At 33.4% G+C, this 16,459-nt stretch carries 24 protein-coding genes; 22 read left to right on the forward strand and 2 right to left on the reverse strand.

Translation table 11 applies throughout. The annotated features are described in order from the left end of the window. The first annotated feature begins 99 nt into the window (after positions 1 to 99). The 8 genes from MYRA21_RS07685 to MYRA21_RS19460 all read left to right on the forward strand — a co-directional run bounded on the left by MYRA21_RS07685 (position 100) and on the right by MYRA21_RS19460 (position 5,677). On the forward strand, positions 100 to 1,044 hold the full coding sequence (locus MYRA21_RS07685; protein WP_006257520.1) for a hypothetical protein: 945 nt from the start codon (positions 100 to 102) through the stop codon (positions 1,042 to 1,044). An 8-nt stretch (positions 1,045 to 1,052) separates the two neighbouring features. Next, positions 1,053 to 1,553, forward strand: a complete 501-nt coding sequence (locus tag MYRA21_RS07690; RefSeq protein WP_006257519.1) for a hypothetical protein — start codon at positions 1,053 to 1,055, stop codon at positions 1,551 to 1,553. Between the two features lie 80 nt (positions 1,554 to 1,633). Then, a complete protein-coding gene (locus MYRA21_RS07695; protein ID WP_006257518.1) occupies positions 1,634 to 2,023 on the forward strand; it encodes a hypothetical protein in 390 nt (129 codons plus the stop codon). A 118-nt stretch (positions 2,024 to 2,141) separates the two neighbouring features. Beyond that, positions 2,142 to 3,149 carry a TQO small subunit DoxD gene (locus MYRA21_RS07700; RefSeq protein WP_006257517.1) on the forward strand — a complete coding sequence of 336 codons (1,008 nt, stop codon included), beginning with the start codon at positions 2,142 to 2,144 and terminating at the stop codon, positions 3,147 to 3,149. A 129-nt stretch (positions 3,150 to 3,278) separates the two neighbouring features. Further along, positions 3,279 to 4,007, forward strand: a complete 729-nt coding sequence (locus tag MYRA21_RS07705) for a YqjF family protein (protein WP_006257516.1) — start codon at positions 3,279 to 3,281, stop codon at positions 4,005 to 4,007. 11 nt (positions 4,008 to 4,018) lie between these two features. Further along, positions 4,019 to 4,732 carry a M949_RS01915 family surface polysaccharide biosynthesis protein gene (locus MYRA21_RS07710; RefSeq protein ID WP_006257515.1) on the forward strand — a complete coding sequence of 238 codons (714 nt, stop codon included), beginning with the start codon at positions 4,019 to 4,021 and terminating at the stop codon, positions 4,730 to 4,732. Between the two features lie 22 nt (positions 4,733 to 4,754). Further along, a complete protein-coding gene (locus MYRA21_RS07715) occupies positions 4,755 to 5,516 on the forward strand; it encodes a carboxypeptidase-like regulatory domain-containing protein (RefSeq protein WP_006257514.1) in 762 nt (253 codons plus the stop codon). 26 nt (positions 5,517 to 5,542) lie between these two features. Next, positions 5,543 to 5,677, forward strand: a complete 135-nt coding sequence (locus tag MYRA21_RS19460) for a hypothetical protein (RefSeq protein WP_006257513.1) — start codon at positions 5,543 to 5,545, stop codon at positions 5,675 to 5,677. On the opposite strand, the gene MYRA21_RS07720 is transcribed toward MYRA21_RS19460, so the two are convergent. Together MYRA21_RS07720 and MYRA21_RS07725 are read right to left on the reverse strand one after the other, a co-directional pair. After that, on the reverse strand, positions 5,674 to 6,084 hold the full coding sequence (locus MYRA21_RS07720) for a hypothetical protein (protein ID WP_006257512.1): 411 nt from the start codon (positions 6,082 to 6,084) through the stop codon (positions 5,674 to 5,676). The genes MYRA21_RS19460 and MYRA21_RS07720 overlap by 4 nt on opposite strands. Before the next feature lie 9 nt (positions 6,085 to 6,093). Continuing rightward, positions 6,094 to 6,645 carry a hypothetical protein gene (locus MYRA21_RS07725; protein WP_006257511.1) on the reverse strand — a complete coding sequence of 184 codons (552 nt, stop codon included), beginning with the start codon at positions 6,643 to 6,645 and terminating at the stop codon, positions 6,094 to 6,096. 125 nt (positions 6,646 to 6,770) lie between these two features. Between MYRA21_RS07725 and MYRA21_RS07730 the strand changes: the two genes are divergently transcribed. The 14 genes from MYRA21_RS07730 (at position 6,771) to MYRA21_RS07790 (ending at position 16,444) form a co-directional block, all read left to right on the forward strand. Beyond that, positions 6,771 to 7,994 carry an NAD(P)/FAD-dependent oxidoreductase gene (locus MYRA21_RS07730; RefSeq protein WP_006257510.1) on the forward strand — a complete coding sequence of 408 codons (1,224 nt, stop codon included), beginning with the start codon at positions 6,771 to 6,773 and terminating at the stop codon, positions 7,992 to 7,994. A 1-nt stretch (position 7,995) separates the two neighbouring features. After that, positions 7,996 to 8,475 (forward strand): hypothetical protein, encoded by a 480-nt coding sequence (locus MYRA21_RS07735; RefSeq protein WP_006257509.1) that lies wholly within the window; start codon positions 7,996 to 7,998, stop codon positions 8,473 to 8,475. 517 nt (positions 8,476 to 8,992) lie between these two features. Continuing rightward, positions 8,993 to 9,430 (forward strand): DUF5958 family protein, encoded by a 438-nt coding sequence (locus MYRA21_RS07740; protein ID WP_006257508.1) that lies wholly within the window; start codon positions 8,993 to 8,995, stop codon positions 9,428 to 9,430. A 94-nt stretch (positions 9,431 to 9,524) separates the two neighbouring features. Continuing rightward, complete coding sequence (locus MYRA21_RS07745) at positions 9,525 to 9,962, forward strand: hypothetical protein (protein ID WP_172461563.1); 438 nt, start codon at positions 9,525 to 9,527, stop codon at positions 9,960 to 9,962. A 188-nt stretch (positions 9,963 to 10,150) separates the two neighbouring features. Beyond that, complete coding sequence (locus tag MYRA21_RS07750) at positions 10,151 to 10,597, forward strand: hypothetical protein (protein WP_006257506.1); 447 nt, start codon at positions 10,151 to 10,153, stop codon at positions 10,595 to 10,597. A 135-nt stretch (positions 10,598 to 10,732) separates the two neighbouring features. Then, positions 10,733 to 11,143, forward strand: coding sequence for a DUF4279 domain-containing protein (locus MYRA21_RS07755; protein WP_006257505.1), 411 nt, complete (start codon positions 10,733 to 10,735; stop codon positions 11,141 to 11,143). 87 nt (positions 11,144 to 11,230) lie between these two features. Then, the gene (locus tag MYRA21_RS07760) at positions 11,231 to 11,668 is read left to right on the forward strand and encodes a hypothetical protein (RefSeq protein ID WP_006257504.1); all 438 of its coding nucleotides are present in this window, start codon (positions 11,231 to 11,233) and stop codon (positions 11,666 to 11,668) included. A 254-nt stretch (positions 11,669 to 11,922) separates the two neighbouring features. Next, the gene (locus tag MYRA21_RS07765; RefSeq protein WP_006257503.1) at positions 11,923 to 12,282 is read left to right on the forward strand and encodes a hypothetical protein; all 360 of its coding nucleotides are present in this window, start codon (positions 11,923 to 11,925) and stop codon (positions 12,280 to 12,282) included. A 448-nt stretch (positions 12,283 to 12,730) separates the two neighbouring features. Beyond that, positions 12,731 to 13,402, forward strand: a complete 672-nt coding sequence (locus MYRA21_RS07770; protein WP_006257502.1) for a hypothetical protein — start codon at positions 12,731 to 12,733, stop codon at positions 13,400 to 13,402. A 13-nt stretch (positions 13,403 to 13,415) separates the two neighbouring features. Then, complete coding sequence (locus tag MYRA21_RS07775) at positions 13,416 to 13,922, forward strand: hypothetical protein (RefSeq protein ID WP_006257501.1); 507 nt, start codon at positions 13,416 to 13,418, stop codon at positions 13,920 to 13,922. Further along, positions 13,894 to 14,109 carry a hypothetical protein gene (locus tag MYRA21_RS18750; protein WP_225581571.1) on the forward strand — a complete coding sequence of 72 codons (216 nt, stop codon included), beginning with the start codon at positions 13,894 to 13,896 and terminating at the stop codon, positions 14,107 to 14,109. Before MYRA21_RS07775 ends, MYRA21_RS18750 begins: the two co-directional genes overlap by 29 nt. Positions 14,110 to 14,261: 152 nt before the next feature. Then, entirely contained in the window at positions 14,262 to 15,347 is a 1,086-nt protein-coding gene (locus tag MYRA21_RS07780; RefSeq protein ID WP_006257499.1) for a diphosphomevalonate/mevalonate 3,5-bisphosphate decarboxylase family protein, read from the forward strand. 60 nt (positions 15,348 to 15,407) lie between these two features. Next, complete coding sequence (locus MYRA21_RS07785) at positions 15,408 to 15,809, forward strand: hypothetical protein (RefSeq protein ID WP_225581570.1); 402 nt, start codon at positions 15,408 to 15,410, stop codon at positions 15,807 to 15,809. 41 nt (positions 15,810 to 15,850) lie between these two features. After that, positions 15,851 to 16,444 (forward strand): penicillin-binding protein activator LpoB, encoded by a 594-nt coding sequence (locus tag MYRA21_RS07790; RefSeq protein ID WP_006257495.1) that lies wholly within the window; start codon positions 15,851 to 15,853, stop codon positions 16,442 to 16,444. The last annotated feature ends 15 nt before the right edge of the window (positions 16,445 to 16,459 follow it).

Consider the following 16,459-nt stretch of genomic DNA (forward strand, 5'->3'; position numbering starts at 1 on the left):
ATCGTCACAGGTAGAAAGTATTATTATAGTCTTTCGTATTTTTGACACCGTATAAGAATGATAACAGACAAGATCGTTTAGCACAATAAAAAGAGTACCATGAGAAGAATCATATTAGACATCGATGAATATTTAGCAGGACATAAGGGAAGTTTGGTGGTAGGGATTGTGACTTTGTTGAGTTTTGCTGAGAATAAGCGTCTTGTTTCTTCAAGTAATTTTGATGAATATGGAGTGCTGAAGCGTGAAGTAGTTCTATATGAAGATGATCTAACTGAGGAGGGAAAGTTGGTGTTCATGGATATCTTAAAAGATTGGTTATCGTATATAGAAGGAGGTGAGAAGAAAGGAAGTGATGGTAAGTACTTGACTCAACTTTATAAGCGTCAGAAAGAAATTATAGAGAAAATAGAAAAGTCCACGCAGTGGTCATGGACATTAGCGGTATCAGAACATTGGTCTGTAGGTATTAATAATCCAATAGGAGAGGGATATCTAGAAGATACTTTATTATTTACGGCTGAGAATATAAAGGATGGTAGAGGTATATATGTGATGTATAGTAATGATAAGGTAGGGTATGAAGTAGAATATATGGAGTATAATCGTGTGCTCGGTAGTTGGGATTATGAAGGTGAGTTTAGGAAGTATGAAGTCCTCTGTCAAAGTCATGATCTGGGAAGTGTGAAAGAGGTTGTACAAAAGTTATTGAATCAGACAGATCAGGATTTGCTACCGTTTGTTCAGTACGGGTATTGGTATGTTGTCGTTCATAAGCTGATAAGAGGAAAGAAGAGTTATCAATCCAATGAGCTACTGTACTTCGCTAGTAATGACAAACTGTTTATAGAGGTGTTCTGGATAGATAATCAGTTTAAAGTATCGTTGGTTAAGGTTAAACACCCTGTTTCTAAAGGAACAACCAATGTGGACTTGAACAATATGTTAGAACATCATATTACGTATGCAGATACAGAAGAAGAGCTAATGCGAAAATTAGAAAGGGTATTGTGTATGCCTTATGAGTTTATACCTCATAAATAGTAATAAATATGAATGCATATTATAGTTATGACCATTTAGAACTCGAGGGAGTGGAAGGCTGTATCAGTTATTATGAGGTGTCTGAAGAAGGCTATTATCTGCGCAGTGTGACTAATCATAATGGCTGTTGGACGAATAGTTATATTGAGATAAGAGATCAAGAGTTCTTTTTGCCCGAAACGTTGTTAGAAGACGAGGATAAAGAGTTTCTAAATGAAATAAGTCATGAGGAGTTTCTCGATCAATGGTCACAGAGTAAAATGCTTTATGAAGAGCATTGGGCTGTATTTAAAAAGGAGCTAGGTGATCAGGTAGAAGGAGAGATAGTCTGTTTTTACCCACAAGGTGTCATGGTGGATATAGGAAGTGCTTTTTATGGATTAGCAGATTATCATCAGTGCCTGTCTGTATTGTCTAGAGAGAAGATGTACCCTGGTACAGTAGCTTGCTTTAAGGTTGAAGGAGTGGATGAAGAGAACTTTCTCGTAAATCTAACAAGCCTAGTTTAACAATACTTTGTCAATTGTAATTGTTAAAATTAAACTTAAAAGGCTATTTTTGAGCCTTTAATGATGAGAGTATATATTAAATGTTAACCTTGAAAAAGAAAGTAGCGGTACAAATACAGTGTTATCTATGGATAGCACTCTTGATGTTTACTACAGTTGGCTGTTCTGCTAAGAAGGCTTTTTTTGAGGTATCAGGACTTCAGGTAGAACGTTCTTTGAATGCAAATAAAGCATTAGGCGTTAATCAGATTTCTTGTGATGTAGAGACTTCATCTGTAACTGTTTCTTCAAAGCAGTTAAAGCAAAAAGTAAAAGGAATATCGTTGAGTTCGTTGGCTTATACAACGGGAGTAGACTTGGCTTTATTTCACCACAGTAAGGGAGTACAATTAGACTATATTCTTAATATAGCAGGAACCGACCCTCCTAAATATATATTATATCAGCAGTTTAAATTAGCTATAGCGTAAGGATTTATATACTTACCTAAGTATTGTTATTCTCTAGAATGAACGACGGGATAATGATCTATGGGTTTGTATTTTAATGAGTTAAAACAAATTGATTACACTATTTTAATTTAAAATCATGCAAATTTTTAATAAGCAGTCGTATACAACGGCTGGATTTTTTACACTTGGAATTCGCTTAGTAGTTGGATGGACTTATTTCTCTGCTTTTTGGCGTAGGTTAATATTAGAGAACAAATTAATAGAAGAAGAAGCAGGATATATTGGTGCGAAGTTTAATCATTTTTTGCCAAATGCTTTAGGTATAAAACCGCTTATAGAATATCTAGTGAGCAATCCTGATATGCTATGGTGGGCGATGGTTATCTTTACAATAGTAGAGGCTATTGTAGGATTGTTTATTATGTTAGGTCTATTCACTAGGCTGATGTCTGTAGGGGTATTCTTTTTGGCGATGGGAATCTTACTAGGTTCTGGCTGGATAGGGACTACATGTTTAGACGAATGGCAGATAGGAGTGCTAGGTGTAGCAACAGGATTTATGTTATTCTTGACAGGAGGTGGATATGGTTCTCTAGATTATTATTTTGCAAAGAAAGGCAAGGCATTTACGACTAAGAAGTGGTTTGGTTTCTTAGGCTCAGGAGAATTACCTATTAAGAATCTTAAGCCTGTGGTATTCATAGGATCTTTTGCGGTGTTATTATTGACATTATATACGAATCAAGTTTTCCACGGAGGAGTGTTTGGTACTCTACACAATAAGTCTGTTAAGCCTAAGCTAGAGTTGGCAGATGTGACTTGGAGAGAAGGACAGTTGAAGTTTGAAGTATATCGTGTAGAAGGTGCAGATGTATATGGATCATTCCTTATAGGTGTGCAATTAGAAACTAGGGATGGAGAGGTTATTCAGAAGTGGGATGGTGAAGCACTGTCAAAACTGAGTAAAGAACAAATCAGTAATCGCTATGTAGCTAAGATAGCTCCTGGTAAACACAGTTTGATTATTCCTTTAGGTGCAAAGGCTGATCTTACTTTTGAGCCTGGTGTAGCTCATCCTAAACAGAGTGTTGTTCTTCGACTGATAGATATCAGTGGGATTGAGTGGACAGCTGAAGTGAATTAATGAATATAGTGATAAGGTAGCTTCTATTCAGCTTTTGATGGTTTGAGGATATTTGATTGAGATTAATTGTCTTTAAATAGTAATAAGGTTGTGTTTATTTATGTAAATTGCTTAGTAAAAAAATACAATATGAGCCAAATAGATGATGTGTTAAGTTCAGTGTCCCATCGTCCTTGGGCATTGCCTGAAGGACCTTGGAAGTTCTATCAAGAGTGGAATAGAGCTATCTTTTTACATTTTGAAGTGCCTCTAGAGGTACTGAGACCCTTAGTGCCAGAAGACTTAGAACTGGATAGTCTAGATGGGAAGTACTATGTATCTATCGTGCCATTCACGATGGAGAATATTCGTCCACGTCGTTTACCTGCAGTGGGTGTGGTATCTGATTTTGATGAGATTAACGTGCGTACTTATGTTGTGATAGATGGAAAACCAGGAGTTTATTTTATCAATATAGAAGTAGGAAAAAGCCTATCTGCATTTGTATCTCGTACGATATCTGGGTTACCTTATGAAAAGTCAGATATAATTCGTGAGAAAAATGCTTATCTATCTTTAAACGAAAAGAAACGCTTCTTTCTAAAACTTGAATATCAAAAAGGGGAGAAAGTTAAGGATAAGTCTACATTAGATTTGTGGTTGACAGAGCGTTATTGTCTGTATGTATATGTACATGAGGAGCTGTTTCGATATCAGATACACCATAAAGAATGGCCTATTAGAACAATAAAATTTGATACAATGGAGTTTGATTATAGTATAGGCGATCTGCACTTGACAGAAGCTGATGTGATTGCACAACATTATTCTAAAGGTGTCGTGGTGGTATCATGGGATAAAGAAAAAATCAAACTCTAATAATGTATATAATGTCAAGATTACTTTTTTTGTGCTGTAGTTTTTTGTTTATCTCTTCTGTTGTGATGGGACAAAATACAAGAAACTTAGAACGTACCTTACAACCTAAATGGAAGATGCAGATATATGACAAGGAGTCTCCTGTTAAGGCAAAGACGCTATTGTATAACGATATTCCGAAGACCTTCGACTTTAGAGGAACTGTAATGGAATCTATTAGTTGGAAAGATAAAGAAGGAGAGAAAATATTGATTCTAACGACTACGGGGTATTTCCCTTATAGAGACTTGTCTCAGAAAGGGTTTGGTCAGTATTCTTCTGGAACGAAAGGTGAAATCTATATGTATATGTTCACGAATAAAGACGATGATAATGGCTATGTGATGACGATGAAGATGTATGATGTCGTACCCTGCGGTGAAGGAAGCCCTGCACCATATATAGGATATGTACCTATGGGGACAGTTGTTACTGATTTAGATAATGATGGAGTGACTGAAGTAATCGTGTCTTATGTGACGAGCTGTAATGATGGAGAGAAAGGAGAATATGATTTAAAAGTCATGTTGTTTAATGGTGAAGAGAATATTCTAGCCAAAGGAGCATTTATACCTAGCGAGGGCAAAGTAGATAAACCTGTGGTAGAAAAGGCAGATAAGACAAAGAAAGTATTCTCTAAGTCGGTAGAAGAAGGCTGGAAGAAAATAGCTAATAGTTTTAAATAATAAAAAACGCATAGATACCACTATGCGTTTTTTATTATTTATGTTTGTGTTATCATTCGCTATATTAGTAACTATGAAATACAGAATCGAAATACCAGAACCCTGTCATGAAGATTGGGATAAAATGGCTCCTCAAGATAAAGGGAGACACTGTGCTGTATGTGATAAGGTAGTCGTTGACTTCTCTAAAGCAAGTAAGCGAGATATCATCAATTATATTAAGAAAGAGGGAAAAATATGCGGACGTATTCCACGTCAGTATATAGGTACAGACTTAGAAGAAGAGAAAATCAGAAAGTCTTTTGGACTGAATGGTATGGTGGCTACAATGGTAAATTTGTTAGCACTAACAACTATAAGTACAGCTGTAGCTCAAGAGAAACCTAAGGTGGAATCTGTATGTCAAGATACTAAGACAAGTACTCCTTTACCAACGTTAGTTCAGAATGAAACTAAGAATGAGAATACAAGAGTGATTAAAGGAAAGGCTTATGAGTCAAACCTTGAATTACCTGGTACAGTTGTTATGATTAAAGGAACTAATATTGGTACTCAAACTAATATGGAAGGAGAGTATGAGTTAGTTATTCCTAAAAAATATAATACTAAAAGGCTTACTTTAGTAGCTTCATTTATTGGATTTGAAGATAATAAAATCAAAGTTGGTAGATCAACAAATAATATTGATTTTCATTTAGAAGCAAGTACTGACATTTTTATGGGTGAGGCAGTAGTAAAAGCGTATAAAAAAAGTAGAAACAAAAAGAAATATGAAGAGAAGTAAAGGGGGTATTAATAGTAGGATTATTAATGATATCTATAGGTACAAGTCTAGTAGCAATGCAAAACTTTGGGATAGGGCTATTTCTGCTTATATCAGCAGTAGTAGTATTGTTGTTTGCCTTAGTGATCGGAGCTAAAGAAAAGAGAGCTTCTAAGAACTAAGTTAGACGACTTTTTAGGGTGATAATTTTATTCTCTCTTCCCCAGTCGTAGGTCTTAGATGTATCTGATACATATTGAAATAACAGAAGTGCTTTGCTATTTAGGAGAGCACTTTTTTCGTTTAAAGAATCTTGAGTTTTGAGAGCTAGTAGTCTTAGGATGTCAGCCAGTGATTCTATATTTTCGATATCCATTCCCTCTATGGTTAATAAGTAAGTCAGAACTTCTTCATCTGTAAGCAGGATAAATTTGTCTAGATCTAGGTGTAAGTTCTCCTTAAGAGACGAGGTGAAGTCTTGTACTTGCTGTTCGGTCTCGAAGTCATCGATAGGAAGCGAATTAAAAACGGCTCTAAGTAATTGAGCCGTTTGTTGTATCATTCTAAGGACAAGGTCTCTTTTTTCCATTATTGAAGATTATCGAACAGGACGTAGCGTATTGCTAAATGTCACTTTAAAAGGAGTTTCCTTATTTGCGTTGTTTTTCATCACATAGATGAATTTAAACATTTTAGCATGGTCACTTTCTATCGTCAGTGAGCCTCCTGTATAACTGTCTTTTAATACTATATTTTGCGTGTTGTCTACACGGATAGACTTCGCTATACCAGAGCGTAGATCACTCATGGTCATGGCGTAGTAGTAGGTCTTGCTATTTCCTTTGATAGAGATATTTTCTCCTTTAAAGCCTTTAGTTAAGATGACTACAGAGTAGTTATCAGCAGAAGCATTCATTCCTCTAAGGTAGTTTGCTTTCGTTTTGTCAGTAACGGATCTAAAGTCATCTCTCACCTGAGCATAATCAGGTAGATCCATTACATCATCTTCTTCAGGAAGTCTATCTTCCTCTTTGATTTTTTCGATACGCTCATCTACTGTCAGTTCTTTAGGCGGTTTCGTGGCTACGTGAGAAGCAGATTTACACATAGAGAACAAGACAATTAAAGCTAAGAAAGGTAATTTTTTCATATTCTTAATTTAACAATGATAGTGGTGCGATCGTAAGTAAGTATCTTTGTTGGCGTAAAGATAATTTTTTACACTCAATAAAAAAACTCTAGAAGAGAGTCTTAAACGTTAAAATAGGTTTTTCAATGAATTATGATGTCATATTAGTCGGAGGTGGAGCAGCAGGTTTTTTTACTGCAATTAATCTTGCAGAACAAAATAAAGGACTAAAAATAGCGATTATCGAGAGAGGAAAAGAAGTGCTTTCTAAAGTAAGAATATCAGGAGGAGGAAGATGTAATGTGACTCATGCTTGTTTTGATCCGAAAGAATTAACGCAGTTCTACCCTCGTGGTGCAAAAGAGCTATTAGGGCCTTTTCATCAGTTTTGTTCAGGTGATACTATTGAGTGGTTTGATAGACATGGCGTGACATTAAAGATAGAAGAGGATGGTAGAATGTTCCCTGATACAGACTCTTCTCAGACTATTATAGACTGTTTTATGAAGGCAGTACAGAAGCTGAAGATAGAAGTCATCACGAGTAGTAGTGTACAGGGCATCTTTAAGAAAGAGAACAGTTGGAAGCTAGATACCACAACAGGTAACTACGAAGCGACTTATCTAATCATGACTACGGGGAGTAATCCTAAGATGTGGAATACAGTAGCCGAATTAGGACATAAGATAGTAGAGCCAGTACCTTCATTATTTACATTTAATATCAATGATAAACGCATCAAAGATTTGATGGGAGTAGCTACACCTGCTGAGGTAAGTGTTAAGGGGACTAAGTTAGAAGCATCAGGGCCTTTATTAATTACCCACTGGGGGATGAGTGGGCCTGGTATATTGCGTCTTTCTGCTTGGGGTGCTAGAATATTAGCAGACAAGAAATATCAGTTTCATATCACAGTAAATTGGATGCCACAGCACAGCTTCGAGTCTCTAAAAGAAGAATTGCAACGCATCCGTAAAGATCATGCAAAAAAGAATGTGATTAAGCGTATAGAATTAGATTTGCCTAATAGACTATGGGAACGCATGGTCGTGATATCAGGAATAGCAGAAGATACCAAATGGGCAGATGTGACTAATAAGCAGTTAGATATACTATGTGGGGAATTGACTCAAGGAGAATATCAAGTCAATGGTAAAAGCACGTTTAAAGACGAGTTTGTTACTGCTGGAGGGGTAGACCTAAAAGAGGTTAACTTTAAAACCATGGAAAGTAAATTGCACAATAATTTGTACTTTGCAGGGGAGATTTTAAATATAGATGCTATCACAGGAGGGTTTAATTTTCAGAATGCATGGACGAACGGATACCTTGCTGCATTAGCAATAACAACTAAAATAGAACATAAATAAGATGAGGTTTAGTTATTATAATTTGACGAGTAAGATATTGCTATTCGTATTTTGTTTACTTCCTTTTTTAGGGATGTCTATTTTCTTTCTACAAGTTGGCAATGGATTAGCCAAGTCTCTTAGTGCTGTTATGTTATTTCTATTCGTCGTTTTTGTCTATAAATGTTTTTTTATCAAAGTAAGTATAGACGTAGAAGGAGTGACGTATAAAAGCCTACTCAAAGAGAAGCAACTCAAGTGGAATGAGATAAACGATGTGCTGATCGTGGTGAGAGAGAGACGCTCTGTAGCTGATTATTATAAATTTGACGAATGGATGAATGCGGGTAAAGCAGGTAAGAGTTATTTCGTCTTATTTAGAACGACAGAGGGATTTCCTGAGAATCCAATGTTTATGTTTAGTGCCCCTACTAGTGAAGATTATATCAGCGTACAGTTTAGGCCTGCAATACAGAAGGCAATAGCACAATATCGAAAATAGAAACGATCGTTTTAAAGAAAAATAAAAAATATCAGAGAAGGCAGTAAAACCTCGGTTTTACTGCCTTTTTCGTTGGTTTATTTTTGATTTATCGCATACTGGTCGCATAGTTATGGGATAGTGCTCACATAATTAAGGCTGTTTTTAATGCGATCACTATGGGAGCAGTATCCTGTCAAGTTGTGATTAAGGCTAGGGAGGTGGTGTGGTTTTTATTTAGGGATGTGAAATTTAACTCCTAAGCATAATTGCTTAGGAGTTTTTTTATGGTGTTTGAATAGTGATAGAGAGTTGAGAGAATAATAGTTAACTTTATTACGCTGTACAAGTAATTTTAAATACAAAAACAGTTTACTTTCAACTAGGTGTACAATACTTCCGTTGATTAGTAAGGTTAAGAATCCTTTTTTGTAGGAGCAAAAATTGCAACTGATTGAATTCTTAGAAAGATAGATGTTTTCGGAGAAAGGAGGAGATATTAATCGACGTTGTATAGTAATAAAAGCTAGAAGAAATAATGAATAAAGAGAAGGAAGTAATAGTAAATAGGTATGGACAATCTATAATTGGGATAGAAGTCGTTACAGAGCTCTTTAATAAAGAAGATAGTAAGAGGCTTTTTTTAGAGAGCCTCGTTTTTTTAATACAACAATCTAAACCTTTAATTACAGATGTGGATGCTGTGATTAAAAATAGTGGGCTTAAAGAGACTTGTACTCCATGTGTGATGCTTCGCAAAGATGTAAAAGAGTATAGCCTCAGGAATATAATTAATTTGCCAGATTATGAATTAGTAAATGTTTTTATTCTTTTTCTAGAGTTGTTTAAAGTCGCTTACCAAAGACGTTTTTTATTAGAGAGAAATAATCCTAATAAATGGTGGTATTGGGATTTGAACAGTAAAGAGAATGTAGATAAAATATTTAGTGAGCATGACGATACTGTAGTGAAGTGAACTACTGATTAGTGATAATGTAATAATTATTCAACGAGAAGTAATGCTTAGCATTAGGCAAGAAAGATAAAAGGTTATGTATAATAAATTAATTATGAATGATATAAAGAAATATCTGAGTGAGTATGTTCGGTTTATTCATGATTTTGAAGAAACGCTTAGAGATAAATTAAGCCTTAAAGAAGAGGATATATATCAGGAGATTTATAAGATTAATATTAACTCAAATGGTACTAAAAATTATAAACATGGTAACATTGATGGATATGAATACCATTATCATGGAGCTGGATGTTTTATTCAAAAGGGAGATGTAAGATGTGACTTTGACTTCGTACACTATATTGATGATTTAACCTATAATTTTACGTCATTTGCGCTTAAAGATTTTATTGATAGTTATTATCATGTTGATATTGATGATGATAAACTGAATGAAAAACTAAAAGAATTAGTGAAAGAAGGATTTTTACTACCTGTTATATTTGGAGGTAGAGTATGGAATTCCTTTTTAATAAAGAGGTATAGCTAAAGATTGTTATTAGGGAAGTATATTATTTGTTAGTAAAATCAATTAATAAAGAAGTGAGATGTTTTTAGAAAGAGAGAGTTTTTAGTAGAAGTGGGTCTAAATAAGATGGTGTCTGGAAGATCTTTGGAACTAATGGGGTATTTAACTAGAATAGGTACTACCAATGAAATTTTAAAAAGCTTTATGATATGGTATTAAAAGAATTTGATGAAAAAGCTAGGAGTACTTTTGGAATATGTTCATTTGAAACTATTAAAGAGGTATTTAGAGTTGAAAGAATTAGTTTTAGAGAGGATAATGTTTTTGAGATTTTAGAGGTAATAATTGCTTTGATAGAAAAGAATTTTAAGAGTGGGTATTGTTATGTTCGAATTACTTTTTGGGATTTAGCTGAAAGTGATAGTTTTTCAAATAATTGTCTTTTAATAGAAATTAATGATGATAGTGCAGTAGGTCTGTATCATTTTAATCTTAAAGAAGAGGGATTGAAACAATTGCTTTTGAGCCATTTAAATTATGAATTGGGATTAGAGCCTTCAATTAATATTACTGCTTTCTTTATCAATTTTGAAGATAAGATTGTTGTAAATGTATTTGATGATCGTGGTCTTGATTACTTGGTAATTAATGATTAGATATTTTTTGATAATGTAAAAATTGCACGATATGATTTATATAGACATACTAAGACTGATGAAGTCTTGATAATAGCGAAGGAAGGAAAAGGAACACCTATCAATACATGATATATTTATTAAATAGTAAAAAATATGACAAACTTTAGATTGATATATTCGATTTTTGGGGATAATTGGAATCCTAGAGAATTAACCAAAGCAATTGGGATTATTCCTACTGCTTATTGGAAAAAGGGAGATAGAATAGATAAATATCATCCAAATGTAGTTCTTAGAAAAGAAACGAATTGGGAATATAGTTTTAGAAAGACTAATACTTTGTTATCAGAAGATGTTACTGAACAGTTTGTGGAATTATTTTCGTCTAAAGTTGATATAATAGTAAAATATATAAATGATAACAATTTAACATCAAAATTATTTATTATTCCTGAAATATTTCCAAATCAGGTACCTGGTATTTTTTTTGATAAAAGATTACTAAATCTACTAGTGAAATTGAATGCAGAGATAGATATTGATTTATATGTTATTAATGAATAGAGTTCTTGAGAATGAGGCGATCGTTAAAGTGTTAGTGGGGATAAAGAATGGATAAAGTGATAAGAGACTATATACAATAAATTAGTTATGAATGATATAAAGAAATATTTGAATGAATATGTTAGATTTATTCATGAATTTGAAAAAGTGATAAGAAGTAGTTTGAATTTGGTTGAAGAAGATATATATCAGGAGATTTATAAGATTAATATTAATTCAAATGGTACTAAAAATTATAAACATGGTAATATTGATGGGTACGAATACCATTATCATGGTGGAGGTTGTTTCATCCAGAAAGGGAATATAAAATGTGACTTTAATTTTATACGCTATATTGATGATTTAACTTATCAATTTACTTCAATAAAATTAAAGGATTTTATTGATAGTTATTATAATATTGATATTGATGATGATAAACTGAATGAAAAATTAAAAGAATTAGTGAAAGAAGGATTCTTATTACCTGTTATATTTGAAGGTAGGGTATGGGATTCCTTTTTAATAAAGAGGTATAGCTAAAGATTGTTAGAGTGAAGTGATATTAATTGATTATTGTTATTTGTTTAAATATAAACTCCTAAGCATAATTGTTTAGGAGTTTTTTATGGTCTTTGAATAATGTTATTCTGTTGAGTGAATAATGATTAATTTTATTAGATAAAGGAAGTCAGTTCTTAGTGCAGGCTGGTGTATTAGGAGATTTGATGAATGATGTAACCAGTAAATTTTGGAAGTGCTGATACATGCATTAGGATTAAGTAATTAAGAAGAATATGAATTTAATTAGAAATAATAAATTACTATATACTTTTGATGATGAAGTTGTAAGTAAGTTTGTTTATGCTATAGATGAAAAAAAAATAGAATTAAGCTTCGACGGTTTCTATGATTTAGAAAAAGATGAAGTGATAGATAGAAAATGTATTCTAATTATTGAAAGTTGGAGTAAGGCATTATCTAGATTATATCCTAATTCTAAATTTGATAACTTAGGAAGTAATTTTGGTATAATTAGTATGATTGTTGCTGTTAATGTGGAGCATGATGAAGTATATATGACTGTAAGTACAATTGATAATCGTCATTATGATTTGATATTTTTAAAGCCTTCAATGTATATATCGTTGATTTAGTGATTGACTTTATTTATTGGAGTATTTAAAATTAATTATATTTTATAAAATGTTATGTATTTTATATGAAGATAAAAATTAGAAAAACTCCTAAGCGATTATGCTTAGGAGTTTTTTTATGCTCTTTGAATAGTGATAGAGAGTAGAATAATAAATTAAAGTACTATAGTGTGATGACTCTATGTGATTGAGGAGTTGATATACTGTTTATATAGAGTAACTTCTTAAGTAAAAGATAGGGGAATAGTCTAAAGATGAGTATTCCAAATTCAGAATATGAGGTGATTACTGTTTGATAATAGTTTTTTCGGAAGATATAATCTTTATTTTTTATTTATTATTACTTGAGTGTTTATTGTAGGGTTTTATTATTTAAAAATAAAAGTTTAAAATAGTTAATTTAACAAAATTATTTATTTTTATTGTTTGTAATTTAATTAACTATTATATGATAGATAATGTAAAGTATGGGCTAAAAATCTCTGGTTATGGAGCGTTTAGTTTTTTAAAGATCGCTGTGTTTGGAGTATTTAGTGCGGTGTTGAGTTTGATTATAGGTATAGTCTTGCTATCTAATGGTAGTTATACAAACAAATTAGGAGAAGTCCGTTATAGTTCATTTAGAACTTTTATTATTGACTATCCTTATCTATCAGTGTTACTACTAATCACGTTGATTAGTATTTATTTTGTTTTTTCTTTTTCGACACAGTATGCTTTCAGAAAGGTGGCTAGACGTATCTTAGATGATAAAGCAGAGGTGCTATTAGACCCTATTATGGATAAAGTGATGGATAAGACGATGGGAAAAATAGGAGAGACAGAGAGACAGAATATGCTACAGAGAGGAGTTGATTACTCAATGTTAAAGTTGCAAACGATTAATACTGTTAAGGAAGAGACTACGAATAAATGGTTGAGGTATTTACTTGTGTTAGGATTTTCTAAGTTGAGGTTAGATGATATTCCATTTGGCGATCCGAAGTTTAATGTTCGTTCAGAGATAAAGAGTAGAGTGATCGAAGTGATTAAAGATTTTGCGACACCTGATAAGCAATTCTTTTGGATGATAGTCGCTTACCATTGGATAGTTATCTTGATTATTTCATTTTTAAGATAACGATATTTTTACGATGTTAGATAAGGTAAAGTATGCCGCTAAATTATCTTTTATAGGCGGGAGTAGTTTCTTTAAGGTATATGCGGTAGGATCATTAAGCGCAGTGTTTTCTTTTACTATAGGTCTTTTGTTATTTATGTATAGGCCTTATAACCAACCTGGTAATTTGGGTGGTTCGGCAGGTATAATGGCTATATTCGTGGTCTTTATGATTGCACCTATCCAGAGTGTCTTATTAACTGTTATAGCGATTAGTAATTACTTTGTTTTTTCTATGGCGAGTTCTCATGCTGTTAAAAGAGTAGCAAATAGATTATTGACTGACAAAGGTGAGAGTCTGCTGTTTCCATTAATAGATAGAGCATTAGATAAAGTTATTAGTGATACATCTGCGTCTGATAAACAAAACTGGATGCAAAAAGGGTTTGATTTCTCTTTAATACAAATGCAGATTATCAGTAATATTAAAAATCAGAGTGAGAATAAATGGGGTGAAGAAATTGTTGATTTATGGGTTTAAAAAGCTGAAGGTAGATGATATCCCTTTTAACGATCCGAAGTTAAATATCCGTGAGATTATAAAAGATCGAGTGATTCAGGCTATTCGTGAAATGGCAAACCCTAGCAAGAAGAAGTTTTGGTATACAATCTTGTTTCATTGGATAGCCGTTGTGGTCATTTTGATTATGAATTTGATTTATAGATAAAGGAAGTTAAGTATAAGTAAAGAGCTAATGATATAGGTGTAAATCATTAGCTCTTTTATCTTAGTGCTGTTCTAAAAAAAGAGAAGTTTCTTAAAGAATAGAGGGGCTATTAATAAAAGATGTTATTTTTGTTGTTTAGAAATCGATGAACAATGAATATAGAAGACTTTATTTTTAGCCAAGATATAGATGTTAATCAAGTAAAGGAGGGGACATTCTCATGGAGCTCTCCTAGTAATATCGCTTTAGTTAAGTATTGGGGTAAAAAGGAGAATCAGATTCCTGCTAACCCGTCTTTGAGTTTTACTTTAAACAATTGTAAGACAGAAACGACATTAAGCTATAGTGCGAAAGCGGATAAAGGGATCAGCTTTGATCTTTTGTTTGAAGGACAGCCTAAAGAAGAGTTTAAGCCGAAGATTCAGAAGTTTTTTGAGAGAATTCTAAAATACTGTCCTTATATCGAGTATTATCACTTCACGATAGATACTAAAAATACGTTCCCTCATAGCTCAGGGATAGCTTCTTCTGCGTCTGGTATGGCAGCGATGGCAGTGAATATTATGTCATTAGAAAGAAAGTTGAATGTGGATATGACAGAAGACTATTTTGACCAGAAAGCTTCTTTCTTAGCTCGTCTTGGTTCAGGTAGTGCATGTAGAAGTATAGCGGGTAGTGTAGTAGTATGGGGAGAACAACGCGATATACCTGGAAGTACAGATTTATATGGAGTGAATTTCCCTTTTGAGGTACACCCTATCTTTAAGGGGTATTGTGATACTATCTTGCTAGTGGATAAAGGAGAGAAGAAAGTGTCTAGCACAGTGGGACATGATCTGATGCACAATCACCCTTATGCAGCGCAACGCTTTGAACAAGCTCATGAGAACCTAGCTCGATTGAAAAAAATATTAATAGAAGGTAATTTAACGGAGTTTGTAGCGTTAGTAGAAAGCGAAGCATTGACTCTACACGCAATGATGATGACTTCTATGCCTTATTTTATCTTAATGAAGCCAAATACGCTTCAGATCATCGAGAAAATTTGGGCATTTAGAGAAAAAACATCAATCAATGTGTGCTTTACACTTGATGCTGGGGCAAATGTACACGTTCTATACCCAGAAGGGGACAAAGACTTTGTTCAGACATTTATAAGACAAGAATTGGCGCAGTTCTGTCAGAATGAACAGTATATAGATGATAAAGTTGGATTCGGTTCAGAAATAATTAAATAATTTTTTGTAACTTTATACTACGGTATGCTAATTGCATATACTAATATAAATATTGAAGATATGAGAAAGTTAATGACAATTTTTGGTTTAGCACTAGGTAGCTTACTATTTAGTCAAGCAACTTATGCACAAGAGTTAGCACCAGATCAAAACCCGAATTATAGAGTAAGTATGGTAAAGTATATGGCACAGAAAGATTCTCTGACTGCGACTTTAAGTACTACTGTACAGGATACTTATAAAGCGTACGATTGGTACGAGGCTAAGATGGAGCGCAAAGCTCAGAAAAAGCAATGGAGACATGAAGAACGCATGGCTCGTGCTAAATATGGTAGAAGTTACTATAGCTATGACAATGGGTATTATGGTAACTATAATAGATATTACTCTGGATGGAATAACTGGAATACATGGAGACCTAATATTGGTTTTAGAACTGGTAACTGGTGGTTCTCTATTTAAGAATTAGGAAAAAAACATAAAGAAAAACAAATAATAGGATTATGCAAATTAAACGTATAGCATTAGCTGCAATATTAGCTGTTTCAGGACTGGCTATTACATCATGTGGACGTCAAGTAACTAGAGTAAGTACAGAAGAAACTATCGACATTAGTGGAAGATGGAATAACTCTGACTCTAGAGAAGTAGCTGACCAAATGACTCAGCAGATATTAGAAGAGCCATGGATCTTTAACTTCCGTGAAGAGAATAAAGGAGAGAAGCCTGTGGTTATTGTAGGTATGGTTTATAATAAAAGCCATGAGCATATTGAAGCTGAGACGTTCGTAAAAGATGTGGAACAAGCATTTATTCGTTCTCAAAGAGTACGTTTAGTTCAAGGTGGTAAAAAACGTGAGGAATTACGTGGTGAACGTGCAGATCAACAAACGAATGCATCAGCATCATCTATGAAACAATTCGGTTTAGAACAAGGAGCTGACTTTATGTTACAAGGTTCTATCAATTCTATCGTAGATTCTCACAAAAAGAAAAAAGTGGTTTATTACCAAGTTAACTTAGAGTTGACAAATATTCAAACAAGTGAAGTGGTTTGGATTGGTGAAAAGAAAATCGCTAAGTACGTAAAAAACTAATTTAAAGTAAAATAG

Source organism: Myroides sp. A21 (assembly GCF_000807225.1).
In the GTDB taxonomy this organism is placed as follows: Bacteria; Bacteroidota; Bacteroidia; order Flavobacteriales; family Flavobacteriaceae; genus Flavobacterium; species Flavobacterium odoratimimum.